Consider the following 17,400-nt stretch of genomic DNA (forward strand, 5'->3'; position numbering starts at 1 on the left):
GGAATAAGAACGGCAATGGTTTAAAATCTACCCGGTCTGGTTGAAAAAAATTGCCGGCATCTGCAGAAATAAAAATATTTGAACTCAGATTTTGATCAACTTAAATCATTTGTATGAACTGTACACGTCGTGTCATTGTTTGGCTGCAACAGTATGTATTAAAGCCGGTAGTCGCCGGTATCACAGGAGTGGTTTTGTGGGGAGCGTTACCACAGAAAGCGGTCGCACAGGCAGATACCATCGACCAGCAGCACCAACGGCTGAATACCCGTTACCTCAAGCCGGGTATGCGGCAATACCTGGTCTACTTTCAACATCCCGGTAAGCCGGACAGGCTGCAGCTTTCCTTATGGGTAAGACAGGTAGAAAAAGGCATGCAGCAGCAAACGCCTGTATTTAACATTCACCAGTATTGGTATAGTGCCGACACCACCCGTTTTGCCACCTTTGTGTCTACCAACACAGCGGCCGACTTTTCTCCATTGTATCATGCAGCTGCGGTAGGGAAGCAGGTAAAGGCCTATAACTGGTCGGCCACGGGCATTACCGGTGCAGATGCCGTTGCAGATAATGCTGCCGCCGGATTTAAACTGGCTTTTGACCAACCTAACTATAACTGGCACCTGGATATTGAAACCTTTGAGATGTTGCCCCTGGCTGCCGGTAAATCCTTCCTGATCCGTTTTTATGATGCTGGCCTGGAACCACCTAAATATGCCGCGTATCGCGTTATCGGGAGTGAAGTACTCGCTACCTGGGGCAACCGGGAAGTGGATTGCTGGAAACTGCAAACCACTGGCACCTATCCGGGAGGTACCTATGTACAAACCTATTGGATCAGCAAAGCAGATCATGAGTTTTTGAAAGAAGTAGATGAATTTGGTGGCATCTACCGGTATAAAATAAAATTGCCGGGACTTACGCCTGATCTGCTCAGTGTATTTCAAACTCCTGGTGCCGGGAAAAAAATATAGCGATGTCATTTAACCTGGCATATCCCAATAACGTCACAATATATAAACCAGGCCGGATGCCGCGCGATTCTAAAAAGGAGAGGAAGGAACCGACTGCTGTGGTTAGCAGGCAATTATCTGATTTTGAACGGGCCGGCTTACACTGCTCCGGCTGTAACCCCGGGTAACTGGTGGGCACTAACTGCCACTGGTACTGAAACATACGGCTGTAGCAAAAAGGGCGGAATAATTTCCGCCCTTTTGATTTTTTAGCTGAACCGGTGTATAACCACTGCCGTTATACGTTACCGGGAAATAACAAGGAATGTTTTTATCTTGTCTGTCATTCTTTTTCCTTTTTTGATAAAAGATTTACTTTTTTTACCCGCACCTTTGCCCGCAAATGCCGGCTCTATAGATTACGGTTGAAAGAAAAATTTAAATTAGAAGACAGTGGCAGGCCAATATGCTGATAATTCCCCGTATGGGAAGCTTAAGATTGATGAGGATACGTTCTTTCGTTTATATGATGCCTACTGGATGAAATTGTACCACCTGGCTTATAAGTATCTGGAAGATGCCTATGAGGCAGAAGGGCTTGTACAGGATGTATTTACATCACTATGGCAGCGAAGAGACGAACTTGTACTGGAGGAGAATACCGCGGAAAATTACCTGGTCCGCGCGGTGCGTTATCGTATTTCCCGCAATTACAATGATGAAATCAGAAAGGCGAAGAAGCTGGAAGAACTTTCTGTCCGGCTGCCTGCTACCGAAAACAGAACGGAACAGGATCTTTTCTGCCGGTTTCTGAAAAAAGAGATCGACAGGCTGGTGACCACTTTGCCAGACCGTTGCCGGCTGGTATATCAATTGAGTCGCAATGAAGGGTTGAACAACCGGGAGATTGCGCTGGACCTGCTGATTTCAGAAAAAACGGTAGAAAATCAACTGACCAAGGCCCTCAAGTTGTTACGTAGGGGAATCGGGAAGTATCTTGCTGACTAAATCAGGAAACAAAATAGGGGAAGACACTGTTTCATGATAATTAATGCTAGTTAATGCTGCATATGAATCCGGAAATACTAAAGAAATGTTTATCAGGTACCGCCACTCCCGCTGAAATGGCCGCCTATGATCGTTGGCTGGCAGGAGAGGAGGAAGAGATAGCAACGCCGGCGCCGGCAGAAGAAGGCCGGAGGGAGCGTATGTGGGAACAGATTACCACGGAAAATCACCGTTTGGATCACCGGGCGGGTATCCGGAAAATCGTTGTACAATGGGCGGTGGCTGCGAGTATACTACTCGTTTGCCTGGTGGCTGCTTTTGCCGGGAAATCCCGCTTTTCACAGCAGGAACTGGCTTTCAGTAACCAAAGTAACAGCCCGTTGCCACGGAAAACATTTGATGGCCTGCATGTAAGGCTCGGCGGACAAAGTGAAGTCAGTATGCACCATACCGGCAACAACATGGCCATTGATTTTGCCGGCAGCCTGCTGCTGAGCAACCCCGCCAGCGAAGACCGGCCTACCATTGTTTCGTATACGAAAAACGATGGCTGCAAAGCCAGTAAAAAACTGCTGCTGAGAAAAGGAAAGACCTACCTGCTGGCCTATTATCCATATGGCAACGGGGAGGTGATTGTCGTGGAAAACAGGTCCCTCATGGATATGCCACCGGCGCTGGCCCAGCATATTAAAAAAGATTTTACCCATTTTAACTGATACATGTGAATAGATATATTATTGGCTTAACTGGCAGGTCCGGTTGGCTATTGCTGCTATTAATACCGTCCCTGCTACTGACTATATCCTGCCAGCAGCAGCATGAAGGCGCCACACCGGGTTTTGGGGTAATTGTGTATGACAGCCTGCAGGACGCCGATCGGTTTATTCCGGTAACAGATTTTGGAGAAAAGACAGCGGTATTGCCCGCAACAGATATGCCCGGCGCAGGTACCGTCATCGCTACCGCCGGGCCTTATTATTTTATGATGAGCCAGGCAACCGGCATCTTATCCCGCTATAAGGCTACTACCACCGGGTTGGAAAAAGATGCGGAACTGGTGATGAAGGATATTTATTTTGAACCTTATGACAGCTGGATCGTGCAGGCAGGTGCCGATACTTTACTGCTCGGATGTATACAGGGCGATACCCTCGCCTGCACCCTTATAGATCTGCAGGCCATGAAAGTATTGCAACACAGTATACTGGCGCATCCCAAAGCGCCGGCAGGCGTGAACTTCGCGGCATGGTCCGCGCACCTGGCCGGCAATACCTTGTTTGTTTTCAATACCTTCCAGAAAGGCTTTATGCGCGAGCATGTTTTCCCGCCGGATGGCGCCATGCAAACACTGGTATACAGTTACCCGCAGCTGGAACTGCAGCGGGTAATCACCGACAGGCGTACCACCTGGCCCGGCGGCTACCAGATATGGGCGCCCAACAGCGTATCCCTGCAGGATACCGTGTATGTGCTGGGGCAACCCGGCGGCCGCACCGCCGTGCATCCAACCACGATGCCAGCCATATTACGGCTCAAAACAGGCGCCGCTTCATTCGATACTACCTATACCTTCCGCCCGGTAAACGGGCGCAGCGAAGAACTATATACCCTGTATGATATCGGTGATGGTAAGGCCATCACTAAAGTAGTACCCACCCACCGCATTACCGGTTTTGATGATTATCTCATGGCCCCCACAGGATACTATGAAGTCCTGGATCTGCGCAACGCTACCCGTACCCGGTTAAAACTGGACCCCGTTTTCCCTGATTTTCGCAAAAATGTACTGGCAGCAGGTGAAGTCGTATACCTGCCTGTTTACCTGGGCAACAATACCAGCCGTATCTGGTGTTACTACCCGTCAACCGGTAAACTGGTACCTGGTATCATCGTACCTGGCAGGGTGTTGCTGATGAATCGCTTCAGCGCCGAATGATCGTATCGGGAAAAAAAACAGGCCGTTTAGGGCGGCAATGATCAAATCGGGAAAAAGAAAAAGCACGCAGCCGAAAAACATAGGGGCAAATCAATAGTTGTGATAATACTAATTGACAACGTTATTCAACAAGACAGATAGCCGGACAGAGAACCGCAAACATATGATATAAAAAAAGAGCCGGCAGTTCGTACCTGCTCGGCTCTTTCCCCCGGCAGACCGGGGTTTACTTTCAAATACTACATTATCTAAAAGCGATGCAAATTAAAGAAATTTTGCTGACTGGGGTGCTGTGTGCCTTCACTTTTCAGGTGCGTGCCCAGCAACCAGCAACAGCGGCTATTTCCGGAAACGTTACCAACGAAGAAGGAAAGCCTGTTCCTGCAGCTACAATCCAATTATCTCCCGGTAACAAAGCAATGGCCGGCGATGCCAATGGCCACTTCCGTTTTACGTCCCTTGCTGCAGGCACCTATACCGTACGTATTAATGCATTGGGTTATGAACCCCTCGCTAAAAAAATCATACTGGCAGCCGGTCAGCAGGTAGCAGAACGCTTCCAGGTAAAGGCGGCGATACAGGATATCAACAGTGTGGCGGTAGTAGGCTTTGGTAAAACCAAGGAAGTAAACCGCCAGGCCTATAATGTACAGGCGGTGGATGCCCGGCAGTTGCATAATACCACACTGGATCTGGGGCAGCTGATGAACCGTATTTCCGGTGTGCGGATACGGGAATCCGGTGGTACCGGTTCCGAGATGCGTTTCAGTCTGAACGGCTTCTCCGGCCGCCAGGTGAAATTTTTCCTGGACGGTGTACCCATGGATAACTTCGGGACTTCTTTCCAGCTGAATAATATCCCTGTCAACTTTGCCGATCGCATTGAAGTATACAAAGGGGTAGTACCCGTATGGTTAGGCGGCGACGCATTGGGGGGCGCTGTAAACATCGTTACCAGCACACGCCCGCATACTTTCGTAGACGCCTCTTATTCCTATGGCTCCTTCAATACCCACAAATCCTCCATTAATGCCGGTTATGTTGCCCGCTCAGGATTTACTGTGCAGATGAATGCTTTTCAGAACTATTCAGATAATAACTACTGGATAGATGCAGATGTAGCTGATTTTGAAACCGGTATTCTGACGCCCGGCCGGATCAGAAGATTCCATGATCGCTACCACAACGAAACACTCGTACTGCGTGCAGGCGTCACCGGTAAAAAATATGCGGACCGCCTGTTGATTGGTGGTACCATCGCCAACAACCGCGCTGATATACAAACCGGTAACCGCGTACATGACGTATATGGCGCCCGCTGGCGCTCCGGCAACCTGTTGCAGCCTTCCCTGCAATACAGCAAAAAAGACCTGTTTGTAAAAGGGCTGGAAGTACGCGTGAATGCCAATTTTAACCTGGGAGAAGAGCGGGCGGTGGATACGGCTAATAAAAGATATTCCTGGGATGGCTCTTTCGAATATAAAGACAGAAATAATCCTTACCGCAAAGGGGGAGAAGTGGGATTGTCTGACTACCGTTTTAAAAACAACAATGGTTCGGCAAGCCTGGCGGCAGACTATAAAATCAATGAGCAACACAGCCTGTCATTGAATGAAATGTTTACCACCTTCGACCGGAAGTCTAAAAACAGCTACGATCCCGATAATATCGAAGATAAACAGCCGCATAAAAGCAGCAAGTATATCACAGGACTGGGATACCGTTTCAACTATGCCGACAAAATCAGTGCAACGGCTTTCGTAAAACATTACCAGCAATATAATACAACCAATAAAGTAGAGAAATTCTTTGATCAGCCAACGCAGACATTCAACTACGTCGTAAACGTTTTCAAGGGAAATGTTTCCAAGCTGGGTTATGGCGCCGCAGGTAGCTGGTTTATTACCAATCAGCTGCAGTTCAAAACATCCTACGAAAAAGCTTACCGCCTGCCCGATAATCAGGAGATGTTCGGAGATATGATCAATGAACTGGGTAACATGAGCTTGCGTCCGGAAAGCAGTGATAATATCAACGTAGGGGCTGTGTATAATTTTGCCATCGCCAAAGTACATGCGTTTGAAGTACAGGCTAATTTCATCTTCCGCAATTCTACTGATTATATCCGGAGCCAGGTAGGCGCCATGAAAGGCAGTAACGGCGAGTACCTGCGTCAGAGTGTGAATGATGAAGGCGTTACCAACCGGGGCATCGATGCAGAAATTCACTATGCCTATAAAAATGTATTCCTGTTCAATAGCAGCTTCACCTATCAGAACATCCGCAACAGCACGAAACATGAAATGCTGAAAGACGGTACCCGTTCCAAAGAAGTAAGTCCGGTATACCAGGATCGGATTCCCAATATGCCATATATGTTTGGGAATGCCAATGCGGCCTATGTATTTGATAATGTATTACACAAAGGCAATCGCCTCTCCCTGGGATATAACGTACAGTTCGTGAATCAGTTCTATTTATTCTGGCCAAGTCAGGGCGAACAGGATACCAAGAAGATGATTCCGACACAGTGGGCGCATGATGCCAGCCTGACCTATACCATGGCAGGTGGTCGTTATAATGTGGCGGCAGAATGTCTGAACCTGACGGATGCTTCGCTCTACGATAACTTCAAGTTGCCAAAGCCCAGCCGTGCTTTTAACGTGAAGCTCCGTTATTATTTCTCCTGGAAACAGCAACAACAATAATTACTACCGATAACTGCTTACATCGTAGCAGCTAATTTTTTAAATACTATCAACATGAAAAAAACAGTATTGAAGTTGATGACAGGTGTTTTTGGAACTGTCATTCTGATGAGTGCCTGCAAAAAGGACAATGACACCCAAACAGAACCACCTGTTACGCCGGGTAAAGACCGTTCAAAATATGTATTTGTGTATAGCGGCAAAGGTGCTGCAGGTAATGCCGGTACTTATATTGTTACTGCAAATGATATTTCTCAGGGAGAAATTTCGGCTACCGGTAACGGCGTGGAAGTAGAAGCTTATTCTTTTATTGTCACCAACAATACCCTGTTTGCACAGGCTTATACCAACCAGGGTCCGGTAACACCTTTCCGTTTGAATGAAGAAGGAAAAATAGTAGAAGCCGGCAGATTGATCAATACCTTCCGCACCGGTGTTTACGGAACAGTGAACAATAACGCCTGGGTAGGCGGTGGCGATCCGCGCCAGAGCGGATTAGGAGAGCTTTTCCTGTACGATGCGGTGAAACTGCAGGTTACTGCAAAAAGTTCCATTGATCTGAAAGCGATCACCGGTACCGGCGAAAATGCGGTATGGACAGGTCTCTTCCAGGTAGATAACAAACTGTATGTACCTTACTACAAATTTAAACCGGTAGAAGGTGGTGCACCATGGATGGGTAAATACGGCAGCCTGGATAGTACCTGGATTGCGGTGTTGAGCTATCCTGAACTGAAATATGAAAAAACCATTGCAGACGGTCGTTCCGGCTTTGTGGGCAACTGGTTCGGTATGCAGGGTTTACATCAGGTTGAAAACGGCGACGTATATACCTGGTCTACTGCCGGAGAAATCAACGACATAAAATCCAAAAATCATTCCGGTGTACTCCGTATCAAAAAAGGTACTACCGAATTTGATCAGAGCTACTTCTTCGATATGGAGAAAAGAGTGGGTGTGAAAATTGCACGGGCAGAATACATCTCCAAAGGTAAATTCCTGATGTCTTTGTATGCAGGTGCTACTACCGGTGATGTGTCCGGTGGCCGCGTAAGACTGGCGATCGTTGACGTGTTCAACCAGACGGTGAATTATGTACAGGGTGCTCCTGAACATGCGCAGCCTGATTTCAAAATGCAGGTATACAACGAACGTGATGGCAAAACCATTAACTATGTAATGGAAGAAGATGGTGGCGAGTTCTATGTATACGTGATCGATGCTGAAACAGCTACTGCGAAGAGAGGCCTGCACATTAAAGGTGCGGAAGGTGTGACTTCAATTTCCAAACTGACTTACTAAGATATCACCGGGCGCCTGTCCAGACGGGCGTCCGGCTTTACCGCTTATGTTGAAATTATTTAAGAAGATCAACGCCTGGCTCCATCTTTGGTTGGGACTGATTTCAGGGATCATTATCGTATTCGTGAGCCTGACGGGCTGTGTATTGGTATTTAAATTCGAAATTATAGACCTCACACACCCGGAAAGACGTATCCCTGCCATGGACGAAAGCCGGATGTTGCCTCCTTCCGCCCTGCACGCTGCAGCAACAGCAGCCTTACCTGGTAAGGAAGTACATAGTATCTGGTATCATGGACTGGACAGAGCTGCACATATTGATATCGCTGCAGATACGATACTGTTCATGAACCCTTATACCGGAAAAGTGATTGCGATGGATAAAGAAGAACACTTTTTCCATTTTATAGAAGATGGCCACAGACATCTGTGGATGGGCCGGAAGATTGGAGGAAAGATTATAGGCTGGAGCACATTTGTGTTCTTACTGTTGCTGATCAGCGGGCTGATATTATGGTATCCTAAAAAATGGAATAAAGCCGGTGTAAATAATAGCCTGAAAATTAAATGGAGTGCCCGTTTCAAACGGCTGAACTACGACCTGCATAATGTGCTGGGTTTTTATTCTTTACTCCTGGCTATATTGATGGCGGCTACCGGCCTGGTCATGAGCTTCTCCTGGTTTTCGAAAAGCCTTTATTGGATTACGGGAGGCGTAAAAACGGCCCGTGTGGAACCGGCGCCGATTCAACCGCACCCCGCAGCAACCATCCATTTACAGGTAGATAAAGCCTGGAATAAAGTGCGACACGAAGTGGCGCAATCCAACAAGAATGATATCATTGTCGGATTTCCGGACGAACCGGATGAAGCGATCTATCTGTGTACAGATATGATCAATGGCCAGTGGCGCAATATTTATATGGATCCTAATACCCTGGAGGTATTACCCTATTCCGGTAAGAAGATACAGGACCTCCGTTTCGCAGACCAGGTACGTACCTCCAACTATGCCTTGCATGTAGGAGCTATCGGCGGGATGACAACAAAAATCCTGTATTTCCTGGCCAGCCTGATTTGTACCAGTTTGCCTATCACTGGTTTTTATATCTGGTGGCATCGGGGAAAGAAAAAAACAAGTAAGACGCCGGCAAAAAAATTGCAGGTGGAATAGTGTGATAGCGGATAAGTATCCCGATAATAAGTTAAGTGTTAACAATGTGTAAGAACGCTCCCGGATAGTGATTATCCGGGAGTCTCTTTTTATAGCCGGTCTATTTTTGTCGCGCTGCTTTCAGCTGTTGTAATTCCTTCCTCACTGCTTCCAGCTTTTTATCCTGTTGAATCATATAGAGGGTGAGCTCTTCTATTTTCTGCAGTAACTTTTTATTCATCTCTCCCAGGTCATGTCCTTCCTGTTCTATTTCTCCGGCTGCAGGAATATCCGGTAAATGCCGGTGGGCAGCAATAAAGGCAGCCACCTCTTTTAAAGCGGGGAGTGCATAGTCTTCCCGGAATACAAAGTCCGGCCAGCCGGTGGAAGTTACTTTTACCCTTTGTGCGCCAATAGTGCCATTGACGGCCAGCTTATAGGCGGGGTCGGAGGTGCCGATACCTACATTGGCGCCGAGCAATAAAATGTGTCCGCCTTTCTCGCGGGCAATGGTATAATTATTTTGTGGATCGATGCCCACCCAGGCTCTTCTGCCACCGGGGTCTGTATAGCTGGTGTATTGATAGGCGCCGGTGCGGGGGCTGTTGAACTCCTGCATACGATCCGTACCGGTGAAGGTGAATGCGCCATTAATGGTTTGTGCCCCACTGTCGGTGATCAGCTTTGTCCAGTTTTCCCAGCCTTGCTTTTGTAACCCCTGCCGGTAAAAGATGCCGCCTGCATTGAAGTTCAGCTGATGTACCTTACCGCCGGTGCTGTCATTCCAGGGCGCCATAGTCAGCATTGCAGAATAGTGCCCTGTGCCAGGTACGCCTACCACGTTCCGGAACTTCATATCAAATCTTGCCTGCCGGCGGAAGCTATCAGGGATTTCCTGTATACTCCTGGTATCATTCACGCTGATAGTAGTCGCATTCTGTGCGAATACAGCCGTCCCGGATGTTAGCAGGAGGGCTGTTAAAAATGAATATTTCATATGTATAGTTTGACAATAATAAATACGTTCCCGGATAGCATATGTTTAATAAACTAAAATGGATAAACGTATATGCCTGATAGTTAGGATACGTGATGAATTTTATTTACCGGCATAAAAAATTCCTGCTGTTTAACAGCAGTAGGATTATTCAGCGTCTGCCTGCTGGAAAAGCCTGTCGACGGGTATTTCCGGCGAAGATGTGATCCGGTGCAGGAGCGCGTTGAATTGTGTGGCCAGTTCCGTCAGCTGTTCCGGGGTATAAAAGCTGCTGTGGTAGTTCCACTGGAAGGAACAACTGTCGCCGTCATCCGCGATGATCACCGACAACGGATAAAAAACAAGGTCGATAGGCGTATGGCCCCACACAGGTTGTTCCCAGGCTTCATTCCGGAAAGATTCATTCAGATAATTTACATGGAGCAGCGACGCAGATTGCAATGGCAGGTCGCGGAAGTCGTCGTAATTCAGCAACAGGTATTTCATGGTTTGCAGAAACTCCAGGTAAGTTTGTTGTATCACTTGCAGGACTGTGTGTTGTGGATTCACGGGTACACGAATAAAACTACCACCCATCAGGTGCCCGATGAGGCGCGCGGTTTGTTTTTTGAACCGGTCGCCTGCAAGCGTAGAGATCATGATCTCGGGTTGTTTATAAACGGTGTAAAACAACAAGGTAGCATTGGCGAGGAGAATACCCGGTCTGCTGATGCGTGAGGAGGCCGACAGTTGCTGTAGCTGTGCATAGGTATCCGCAGGCAACGGACAGGCGTATTGCATAGCTTTGCCGGGTGTGTTGAGCACTCCTTTCAGGAATGCATCATATTGTGATGGATGCAGAGATACAGCAGTTTCGTTTTGTTGCAACAACTTTATCAACCTGTTTTGCAACCCACCCAGCAACAACGGTGTAAGTTTATGCAACCAATATTGTATGCGCTCTTCTTTTTTAAGATGCCACTCTTCATTTTTTAAGCGGGAGTAATCCTTGAGTTGCAATGGTAATGGTGTTTCCGCAGGTGGTGTATTTGCCTGCCATGCAGCATAGGCCTCCGTTAATTCACTGATCAGTATTTTAACCGACCATTCATCAGATATGATATGATGTAATGCCAGATACACAATAGCGGATGTACCGTCCGGGATAACATATATGCGGAAGAGTGGTGGTGCAGAGAGGTTACGCATCGTTTGCATCAGCATCGGCATGAGCGTGGCTACAGATACCTGGTCCGGTGCGCTGTCCAGATAGATAGGAGCGAAGCCGGCAGCGGTATCGCCGGATAATACCTGCTGATATAAAGTGGAGGCTTCGTATATAAATACTGTGCGCAAACTTTCATGTCTTTCTACTACGGTCCGGTAGGCTTTTTCAAAGGCAGTGCGGTCAAATGTATCCAATCTGATTTTACTCAACAGAATTTCCACATCATATTGCTCATTGATGATCCAATCTTCGTATTGCTTGGCAAAGGCTTCATGTAAGGAACGGGTCATTGGTTAACGGTTTGTTTAGGGCGTGTACGAGAAATTATGTGTTGCGATGTAAGAACGATGTAATTTAAAGTGGGTTGTCATCATTTTAAAATTATTTTTTAAGTGCTTGCTTTTTAAATTAAAAACGTATACTTTTATTTCGGACCGGTGCTTATTGTTTATTTGATCATGCCTTAAAACCCAGATTCCGTTTACCCATAAGCGATTAATGCCAATACCCGTTATCAGTTAAAAACCTTATTATAATATATCGTGTGTAATGCTGCTGCACGCAGCAGCAAGGAGTTGTTTGACCAAAAGAAAACCCAAGATGACTGGACCGTTTAGTTTGTTAGCATGGACCACCATCGTATTGCTGTTATTGAAAGGGGTAACTTGTTTATTTACAAGATTGCCAGGTAAAAAAAAGAAATCCGTTGCCAACGTACCTGATCATGCTGATACAATGGAAGATTTGCCTGCGCTCACCATTTTAATTCCGGCTTACAATGAAGAAGTAACCATTGCCGCTGTTATTGAAACCTTGCTGTGTCATGAATTACCGGGTTTGCGAATACTGGTGATCAATGATGGTTCTACGGATAATACCCTGCAGGTACTTGTTCGCCGCTTCGGATTGCATCCGGATGTAAGCATTTATACGCAGTCCAATAAAGGAAAGTCGGCTGCGTTGAATTACGGACTGGAACTGGTGCAGACAGCAATCGTTGGGGTGATTGATGCAGATACGATGGTGCCGCCCGGCGTGTTGCCTTCGTCGCTGTCGCATTTCAGTGATCCGGATATCGCCGCCGTATGTGGCAATATAAAAGTAGGTAATGCCAACAAAAACTGGTTGATACAATTCCAGAAAATAGAATACCAGACGATCAATTATGAGAAGTCATTTTTGCAGCATCGTAACTGGATATCTGTGATCCCCGGTGCACTGGGATTGTTCCGTACCAATCGCTTGCGGGAAGCAGGCGGCTTTCGGGAAACAGCGCTGACGGAAGATTATGACCTCACCATCAGACTGGTAAAGCAAGGATATAAAATCACCTATGCATCTGCCGCAACAGGAGAAACAGAAGTGCCGGAAACCTTACCGGCATTATATAAACAACGGATGCGGTGGATTTACGGCAACCTGCAAACTATCCTGGAACACCGTCGTTTTTTAAGGAGCCGCAGCTACAATGCAAGCAGCAGGATGGCGCTGTTATTTGATCTGTATTATAACAAACTGGCACAGGTAACCGGATGTGTGATAGACGGATGGGTGTTGTGGAGTGTAGTGCAGGGCAGTACTGCGTGGCTGCTTTATTACGTGGTGTTTATACTGGCAGATGGTATTTGTTCCTGGATGGGGCTTTATCATAACCGGGCAGAAACAGGCGCTTATCTGCGGGTAATACCGCAGCGTTTTTTCTTCCGGATATTTACCACCATCATTATCCTGCATGCTGCCATGGTACTCTTGTTTAAAGGAAAACAACAATGGAATAAACTTACCCGCACCGGCAAGTTCCGGTTGCAGGAAATGGATACCGCCTGATAAGAGACCAACTGATTTTACGGTACATACCTTTTTAAAAATATAACAACCACATTCAAGCGTCCAATCATGAAAGACAAAATTATCAAAGCCATTGAGCGGGTAACCGGAGAACAGGTAGATGTAAACCTGGCCATGCATTCCACTAATCTGCTGTTTGATCTTGGATTGAACTCACTCAACCTGATCGAATTCATTGTAGAACTGGAAAAAACATTTGAGATGGAAGTAGACATGAGTGCACTCAGTCTGACCGTTTTCGATAGTCTCGATAGTATTGCACATTTTGTGAACCAAAATATACCTAAAAATGCCTGAGCATAGCAGGGAACCGGGTGAGGTAACCATATTGTCGTCCCGACTGGGCTTCGGCCAGTATATTCCATCGCTGCTGTTGAAAAACCGGCTGATAAAAGCTGGTATCCCGGCCACCTTGCTTTTTGTGGAGGACTATTTTACAGAAGAAAAAAGAGCCACTTTTGATAAAACCAGAAAAGCCTTCAATGGCAATCCACATCTGGCCAGGGTAGCTGCTAAACTGGATTTTAACAACACGCACCTGTTCTCTCCGGTGGCCAGGCAGCAACTGATCGATCAATGGCAACTGGAAGCGCGCCGGGAATTTATTTGTTTCTCCGGTTACTGGGCAGACATCCTGGAAGGATACGCAACGGTAATGCCTATTGTGGTAACGGGTATTATCATGGATGCAAAGGCATCGCCGGTATGGCAGCCGATCATGCATACCAAAAAATATCCGCGTGAACTGTACCGGTTTTTTGACGTGGAAAAAACGGAAATTAATTATACCCTGCAGCTGACAGCAGACCTGCCGGAAATTGCCTGGCAGAAACGAACCAGACAGGTGATTGCACATGGCGGCGGCTGGGGTGTTTTTGAACCGGCGGAAATCGCGGCTATTCCTGACCTGTATCAGAAAATATGTATCATCAATACTACCTCAGCGGCGGCCAGCGGCAATATACACTATTACCTGAACGTAATGCCGGAAGCTGAAACAGCTGTGTTTCCCGGATTAAAGAAAATCCATACCGAAAATTTATTGTACTGCAACAACTACCATGTAAGCCTGGAACTGATGGCTGATGCCCGGGCCATTATCAGCAAGCCCGGTGGTATGACGCTGGTAGATTCGCTGATCACCGCCACACCGGTTATTTTTCTGGAGGGCATCGGTGTACATGAAAGTGCCAACCAGTCTTTATGGATCAGCATGGGGCTGGGTATGAAATGGACGACCTGGAAAGCACAGGGTTTTCCACTGGCAGCACTGACGACGATGCACGAAAATCTGGTAGCGGTGAATCAACATAAAAAAGACCTTTTCTGTCAACTGATAGCACAATACAAACAAAACCTCATTGATCATTTAAATCCATAAATCTATGCAACCCAGAACAACGCTTAAGTATGATAGTCTTGGACTTCAGAAAATGCAGCGTAAACTGCAATCTATACGGGAATGCGCGCGGGAGCGGGAAGTAGATGCTACCTATGCCCGGGAGTTTCCGGATGAAATCGGCCTCAAACTCACCAATCGCTGTAACCTGCGATGTACGCACTGTTTCCAGTGGGATATCGGTGGTTATCACCATAGCCTCGATAAATCAGCCCTGAAAAAAGAAGGAGACCTGCGTATTGAAGTAGTCCGCGAATTGTTTGAAAAAACAAAAGCACAGCAATCTTCCCTGTACCTGTGGGGTGGTGAGCCTACCCTCTACGCACATTGGGATGAACTGATTGAACTGTTGAAAGAAGATCCCCGGGATACCGTGATGTGTACCAACGCCGTGAACCTGCAACATCAGATGGAATCCCTGATCAGTATCTCCGAATGCCTGAATATATTAATCAGCATCGAAGGCCCGGAAGACATACACGATAAGATAAGAGGAAAAAATACCTACGGCAAAATCCTGGAAAACCTGGAAACCTTGCTGGCCAGACAACAAAAAGGAGAGTACAAGGGAACCATTTCTGTAGAAGCGGTGATCAGCGACGGATTGATTCCGCAGCTCTATGATTTCTGTGAATACTATGAAAAGAAAGGTATCAATTCGCTGTTCCTCAATTTCCCCTGGTTTATTCCGGATCACGTAGCAGACGAAATGGATGCATTTTTTGCGGAGAAATACCACTGGATGAATACAGATAGAGGAAAAGGGAATTCATGGCATTCTTTCGACTTTAAAATCAGTCAGGAGATGATTCCGGAACTGAAGGTGCAGATAGAAAAAATCATGAACAAAACCTGGGATATCCGGATTCGCTTCCATCCTGACTTACGCGAAGACCTGGTAGATTACATTGAAGGCGCTACCAAACCAGCCCAGCGTAAAACCCGTTGTTTAGGTATTTCCAATCGTATCGACCTGCTCCCCAGCGGTCAGGTAACGCCTTGCAAGAAGTTCACTGAATTTATTGTCGGCGACCTGAATAACCAAAGCCTGGAAGATGTATGGAATGGACCTGATTACAAACGCTTCCGGGAAGTACATAACAATGAGCTGATGAGTATTTGTTCAAAATGTGAAATATTGTATGCCAACGGTATTTGATGCCAATTCCCTGCCGGCACTTTTCCGGCAACAGGTAGATCGTTTCCCGGACCACCCTTACATTACGAAAGAAAAGACTTTCACCTATCAGGAAAGTGACCGCATCATCCGGCATATTGCTGCCGGATTGATAGCGGTAAATCCGGAACGGAAAATGGTCGCCCTTAATATTCCCTGCCACCAGCAGCTGCTCTTTGTTTTTTGGGCATGCATGCTGGCTGGTATGGATGTATTACTGCTGCCGGATTTGCACGAAACAGCCCTGGAACAGGACCTGGCAGCTTTCCCCCATATACCCCTTGTTATCACCGGAAAAGAAGATTTCCTGCAGCCAGGTGCTGCAGGACCCGGAGAGGAGGCATCGCTGGCAGACGTGGGACCGGTAGCCGCTGTTTATTTTTTTTCCAGCGGTACTACGGGCAAGCCTAAACTGATTTGCAATACCCACTATCAGCTACTGGCTGCACTCCGTTGTTTATACAATCAACGCCAACTGCATTACCTGCAGGACTGTAAAACCGTTTATATTACGCCGCCTTTATTTCATTCCTACGGATTAAGTGCAATGCTGGAATATACCATGATGGGCGCGGCTATTATACTTCCCCGGGAACGTGCTTTACTGGGGCCGGTAACCACCCTCTTTCATCCGGCAACGGCTGCCGTGATAGAGGCAATAGAAGGCGTGCCCTACTTTTACCGCCAGCTGAAATCGGTCGTTTCCCGGTTGAAACTGCCCCGCCTGAAACATATCGGATTCGGCGGCGATGCAGTAGATACCGGTCTTACGGGATGGCTGCAGGAGGCTTTTCCGGAGGTGCGTTATTCTGTTCGTTACGGTATCACGGAAATACCTTCGGTCATCGCCATTCAGGAATTTGTGACAGGAGAAGATATCAATCCGGCTTACCTTACCAGCTGGCTGCCCGTTTATCAGTTGTCTGTACAGGCAGAAGAGGAGGGAACCGGCGATACCGGCGTATTGTGTGTAACCACGGAAACCGATGCCGGTGTTGTTGTTACAATACCAACAGGAGATGTGGTGAGCCGCCGGGGCACGGGTTTTTACCTGGAAGGCAGAAGTACCGTATTTTTTAAATACAAAGGTTTTCGCATCAACCCCGTGAGAATTGAAACCGTGCTGAATACTTTTGATGGTATACAGGCATCGCGTGTGTATTTAGGGGAGAATGGCAAACTGCAGGCTGCCTGTGAGTCGGCAGTAGCATTGCCGGTAGCAGCGTTGCAGGCTTATCTGGTACAATATTTACCGGCATACATGGTGCCGGATGAATGGCTACAGGTACCTGTGATCAAAAGAACAGCTACCGGAAAGATAGTACGTTTTTAAAAAAAAAGCCCGATTGGGTAAACCAATAATGTGCGCGGAATACTTCAACAAACTTTTTTTTCACTGAAGTATTCCTACTGTGAGGTAAACTAACTTTGACCGCATCTTGAGCGGAACAGTAAGCTGATATAGAGGAGCGCCACTGACTGATCTTTAGAGATAGTGTGTTAAAGTATGTAGCATTTTATAAGTGAAACCTGCTGATTTAAACTGAACCTGCAAACAATTTTAGTAATGTTGGTGTATCCATCGTTTTTGATCATACAGCGTTGGATAGTATTGTAATTGAAGTCCACTTTTAATGTCGTTATGTATTGTAATGCCACCAGGTTAGCCCGAATGGAACCGATGTTGTATTTGTAACCCGGGGCAGAGAACC

At 46.9% G+C, this 17,400-nt stretch carries 14 protein-coding genes; 12 read left to right on the forward strand and 2 right to left on the reverse strand.

Annotated elements, in window-relative coordinates; all coding sequences use genetic code 11:
* Positions 1-113 precede the first annotated feature (113 nt).
* The 7 genes from OL444_RS17800 to OL444_RS17830 all read left to right on the forward strand — a co-directional run bounded on the left by OL444_RS17800 (position 114) and on the right by OL444_RS17830 (position 9,081).
* Positions 114-974: a DUF3108 domain-containing protein gene (locus OL444_RS17800; protein ID WP_264730953.1), complete on the forward strand. Its 861-nt coding sequence runs from the start codon at positions 114-116 to the stop codon at positions 972-974.
* A 432-nt stretch (positions 975-1,406) separates the two neighbouring features.
* Positions 1,407-1,961, forward strand: a complete 555-nt coding sequence (locus OL444_RS17805; RefSeq protein WP_264730951.1) for an RNA polymerase sigma-70 factor — start codon at positions 1,407-1,409, stop codon at positions 1,959-1,961.
* A 53-nt stretch (positions 1,962-2,014) separates the two neighbouring features.
* Positions 2,015-2,677, forward strand: coding sequence for a hypothetical protein (locus OL444_RS17810; RefSeq protein ID WP_264730950.1), 663 nt, complete (start codon positions 2,015-2,017; stop codon positions 2,675-2,677).
* Positions 2,678-2,682: 5 nt separating this feature from the next.
* A complete protein-coding gene (locus tag OL444_RS17815) occupies positions 2,683-3,897 on the forward strand; it encodes a DUF4374 domain-containing protein (RefSeq protein ID WP_264730949.1) in 1,215 nt (404 codons plus the stop codon).
* Between the two features lie 257 nt (positions 3,898-4,154).
* Entirely contained in the window at positions 4,155-6,605 is a 2,451-nt protein-coding gene (locus OL444_RS17820) for a TonB-dependent receptor (RefSeq protein ID WP_264730948.1), read from the forward strand.
* A gap of 54 nt (positions 6,606-6,659) precedes the next feature.
* Complete coding sequence (locus OL444_RS17825; protein ID WP_264730947.1) at positions 6,660-7,907, forward strand: DUF4374 domain-containing protein; 1,248 nt, start codon at positions 6,660-6,662, stop codon at positions 7,905-7,907.
* Positions 7,908-7,953: 46 nt separating this feature from the next.
* Entirely contained in the window at positions 7,954-9,081 is a 1,128-nt protein-coding gene (locus OL444_RS17830) for a PepSY-associated TM helix domain-containing protein (protein WP_264730946.1), read from the forward strand.
* Positions 9,082-9,181: 100 nt separating this feature from the next.
* Here the strand turns inward: OL444_RS17830 and OL444_RS17835 are convergent, their stop codons facing one another.
* Both OL444_RS17835 and OL444_RS17840 read right to left on the reverse strand, forming a co-directional pair.
* Entirely contained in the window at positions 9,182-10,057 is an 876-nt protein-coding gene (locus OL444_RS17835; RefSeq protein ID WP_264730945.1) for a hypothetical protein, read from the reverse strand.
* A 147-nt stretch (positions 10,058-10,204) separates the two neighbouring features.
* Positions 10,205-11,554: a condensation domain-containing protein gene (locus tag OL444_RS17840; protein WP_264730944.1), complete on the reverse strand. Its 1,350-nt coding sequence runs from the start codon at positions 11,552-11,554 to the stop codon at positions 10,205-10,207.
* Between the two features lie 310 nt (positions 11,555-11,864).
* Here OL444_RS17840 and OL444_RS17845 point away from each other — a divergent pair, with 310 nt between their 5' ends.
* The 5 genes from OL444_RS17845 to OL444_RS17865 all read left to right on the forward strand — a co-directional run bounded on the left by OL444_RS17845 (position 11,865) and on the right by OL444_RS17865 (position 17,021).
* The gene (locus OL444_RS17845; protein WP_264730943.1) at positions 11,865-13,091 is read left to right on the forward strand and encodes a glycosyltransferase family 2 protein; all 1,227 of its coding nucleotides are present in this window, start codon (positions 11,865-11,867) and stop codon (positions 13,089-13,091) included.
* A gap of 69 nt (positions 13,092-13,160) precedes the next feature.
* Positions 13,161-13,409 carry an acyl carrier protein gene (locus OL444_RS17850; protein WP_264730942.1) on the forward strand — a complete coding sequence of 83 codons (249 nt, stop codon included), beginning with the start codon at positions 13,161-13,163 and terminating at the stop codon, positions 13,407-13,409.
* The gene (locus OL444_RS17855) at positions 13,402-14,493 is read left to right on the forward strand and encodes a hypothetical protein (RefSeq protein ID WP_264730941.1); all 1,092 of its coding nucleotides are present in this window, start codon (positions 13,402-13,404) and stop codon (positions 14,491-14,493) included. The genes OL444_RS17850 and OL444_RS17855 overlap by 8 nt, the downstream gene beginning before the upstream one ends.
* Positions 14,494-14,497: 4 nt before the next feature.
* Positions 14,498-15,670: a radical SAM/SPASM domain-containing protein gene (locus OL444_RS17860; RefSeq protein WP_264730940.1), complete on the forward strand. Its 1,173-nt coding sequence runs from the start codon at positions 14,498-14,500 to the stop codon at positions 15,668-15,670.
* Positions 15,654-17,021, forward strand: a complete 1,368-nt coding sequence (locus OL444_RS17865) for a class I adenylate-forming enzyme family protein (protein WP_264730939.1) — start codon at positions 15,654-15,656, stop codon at positions 17,019-17,021. The genes OL444_RS17860 and OL444_RS17865 overlap by 17 nt, the downstream gene beginning before the upstream one ends.
* Positions 17,022-17,400: the final 379 nt, after the last annotated feature.

The sequence above is a fragment of the Chitinophaga nivalis genome (assembly GCF_025989125.1).
Classification (GTDB): Bacteria; Bacteroidota; Bacteroidia; order Chitinophagales; family Chitinophagaceae; genus Chitinophaga; species Chitinophaga nivalis.

Bases quoted from the DNA above. Each gene is read 5' to 3' on its own strand.
- OL444_RS17800 (WP_264730953.1), top strand. From the start codon at position 114: ATGAACTGTACACGTCGTGTCATTGTTTGGCTGCAACAGTATGTATTA.
- OL444_RS17810 (WP_264730950.1), top strand. From the start codon at position 2,015: ATGCTGCATATGAATCCGGAAATACTAAAGAAATGTTTATCAGGTACC.
- OL444_RS17820 (WP_264730948.1), top strand. From the start codon at position 4,155: ATGCAAATTAAAGAAATTTTGCTGACTGGGGTGCTGTGTGCCTTCACT.
- OL444_RS17825 (WP_264730947.1), top strand. From the start codon at position 6,660: ATGAAAAAAACAGTATTGAAGTTGATGACAGGTGTTTTTGGAACTGTC.
- OL444_RS17830 (WP_264730946.1), top strand. From the start codon at position 7,954: ATGTTGAAATTATTTAAGAAGATCAACGCCTGGCTCCATCTTTGGTTG.
- OL444_RS17835 (WP_264730945.1), bottom strand. From the start codon at position 10,057: ATGAAATATTCATTTTTAACAGCCCTCCTGCTAACATCCGGGACGGCT.
- OL444_RS17840 (WP_264730944.1), bottom strand. From the start codon at position 11,554: ATGACCCGTTCCTTACATGAAGCCTTTGCCAAGCAATACGAAGATTGG.
- OL444_RS17845 (WP_264730943.1), top strand. From the start codon at position 11,865: ATGACTGGACCGTTTAGTTTGTTAGCATGGACCACCATCGTATTGCTG.
- OL444_RS17850 (WP_264730942.1), top strand. From the start codon at position 13,161: ATGAAAGACAAAATTATCAAAGCCATTGAGCGGGTAACCGGAGAACAG.
- OL444_RS17855 (WP_264730941.1), top strand. From the start codon at position 13,402: ATGCCTGAGCATAGCAGGGAACCGGGTGAGGTAACCATATTGTCGTCC.
- OL444_RS17860 (WP_264730940.1), top strand. From the start codon at position 14,498: ATGCAACCCAGAACAACGCTTAAGTATGATAGTCTTGGACTTCAGAAA.
- OL444_RS17865 (WP_264730939.1), top strand. From the start codon at position 15,654: ATGCCAACGGTATTTGATGCCAATTCCCTGCCGGCACTTTTCCGGCAA.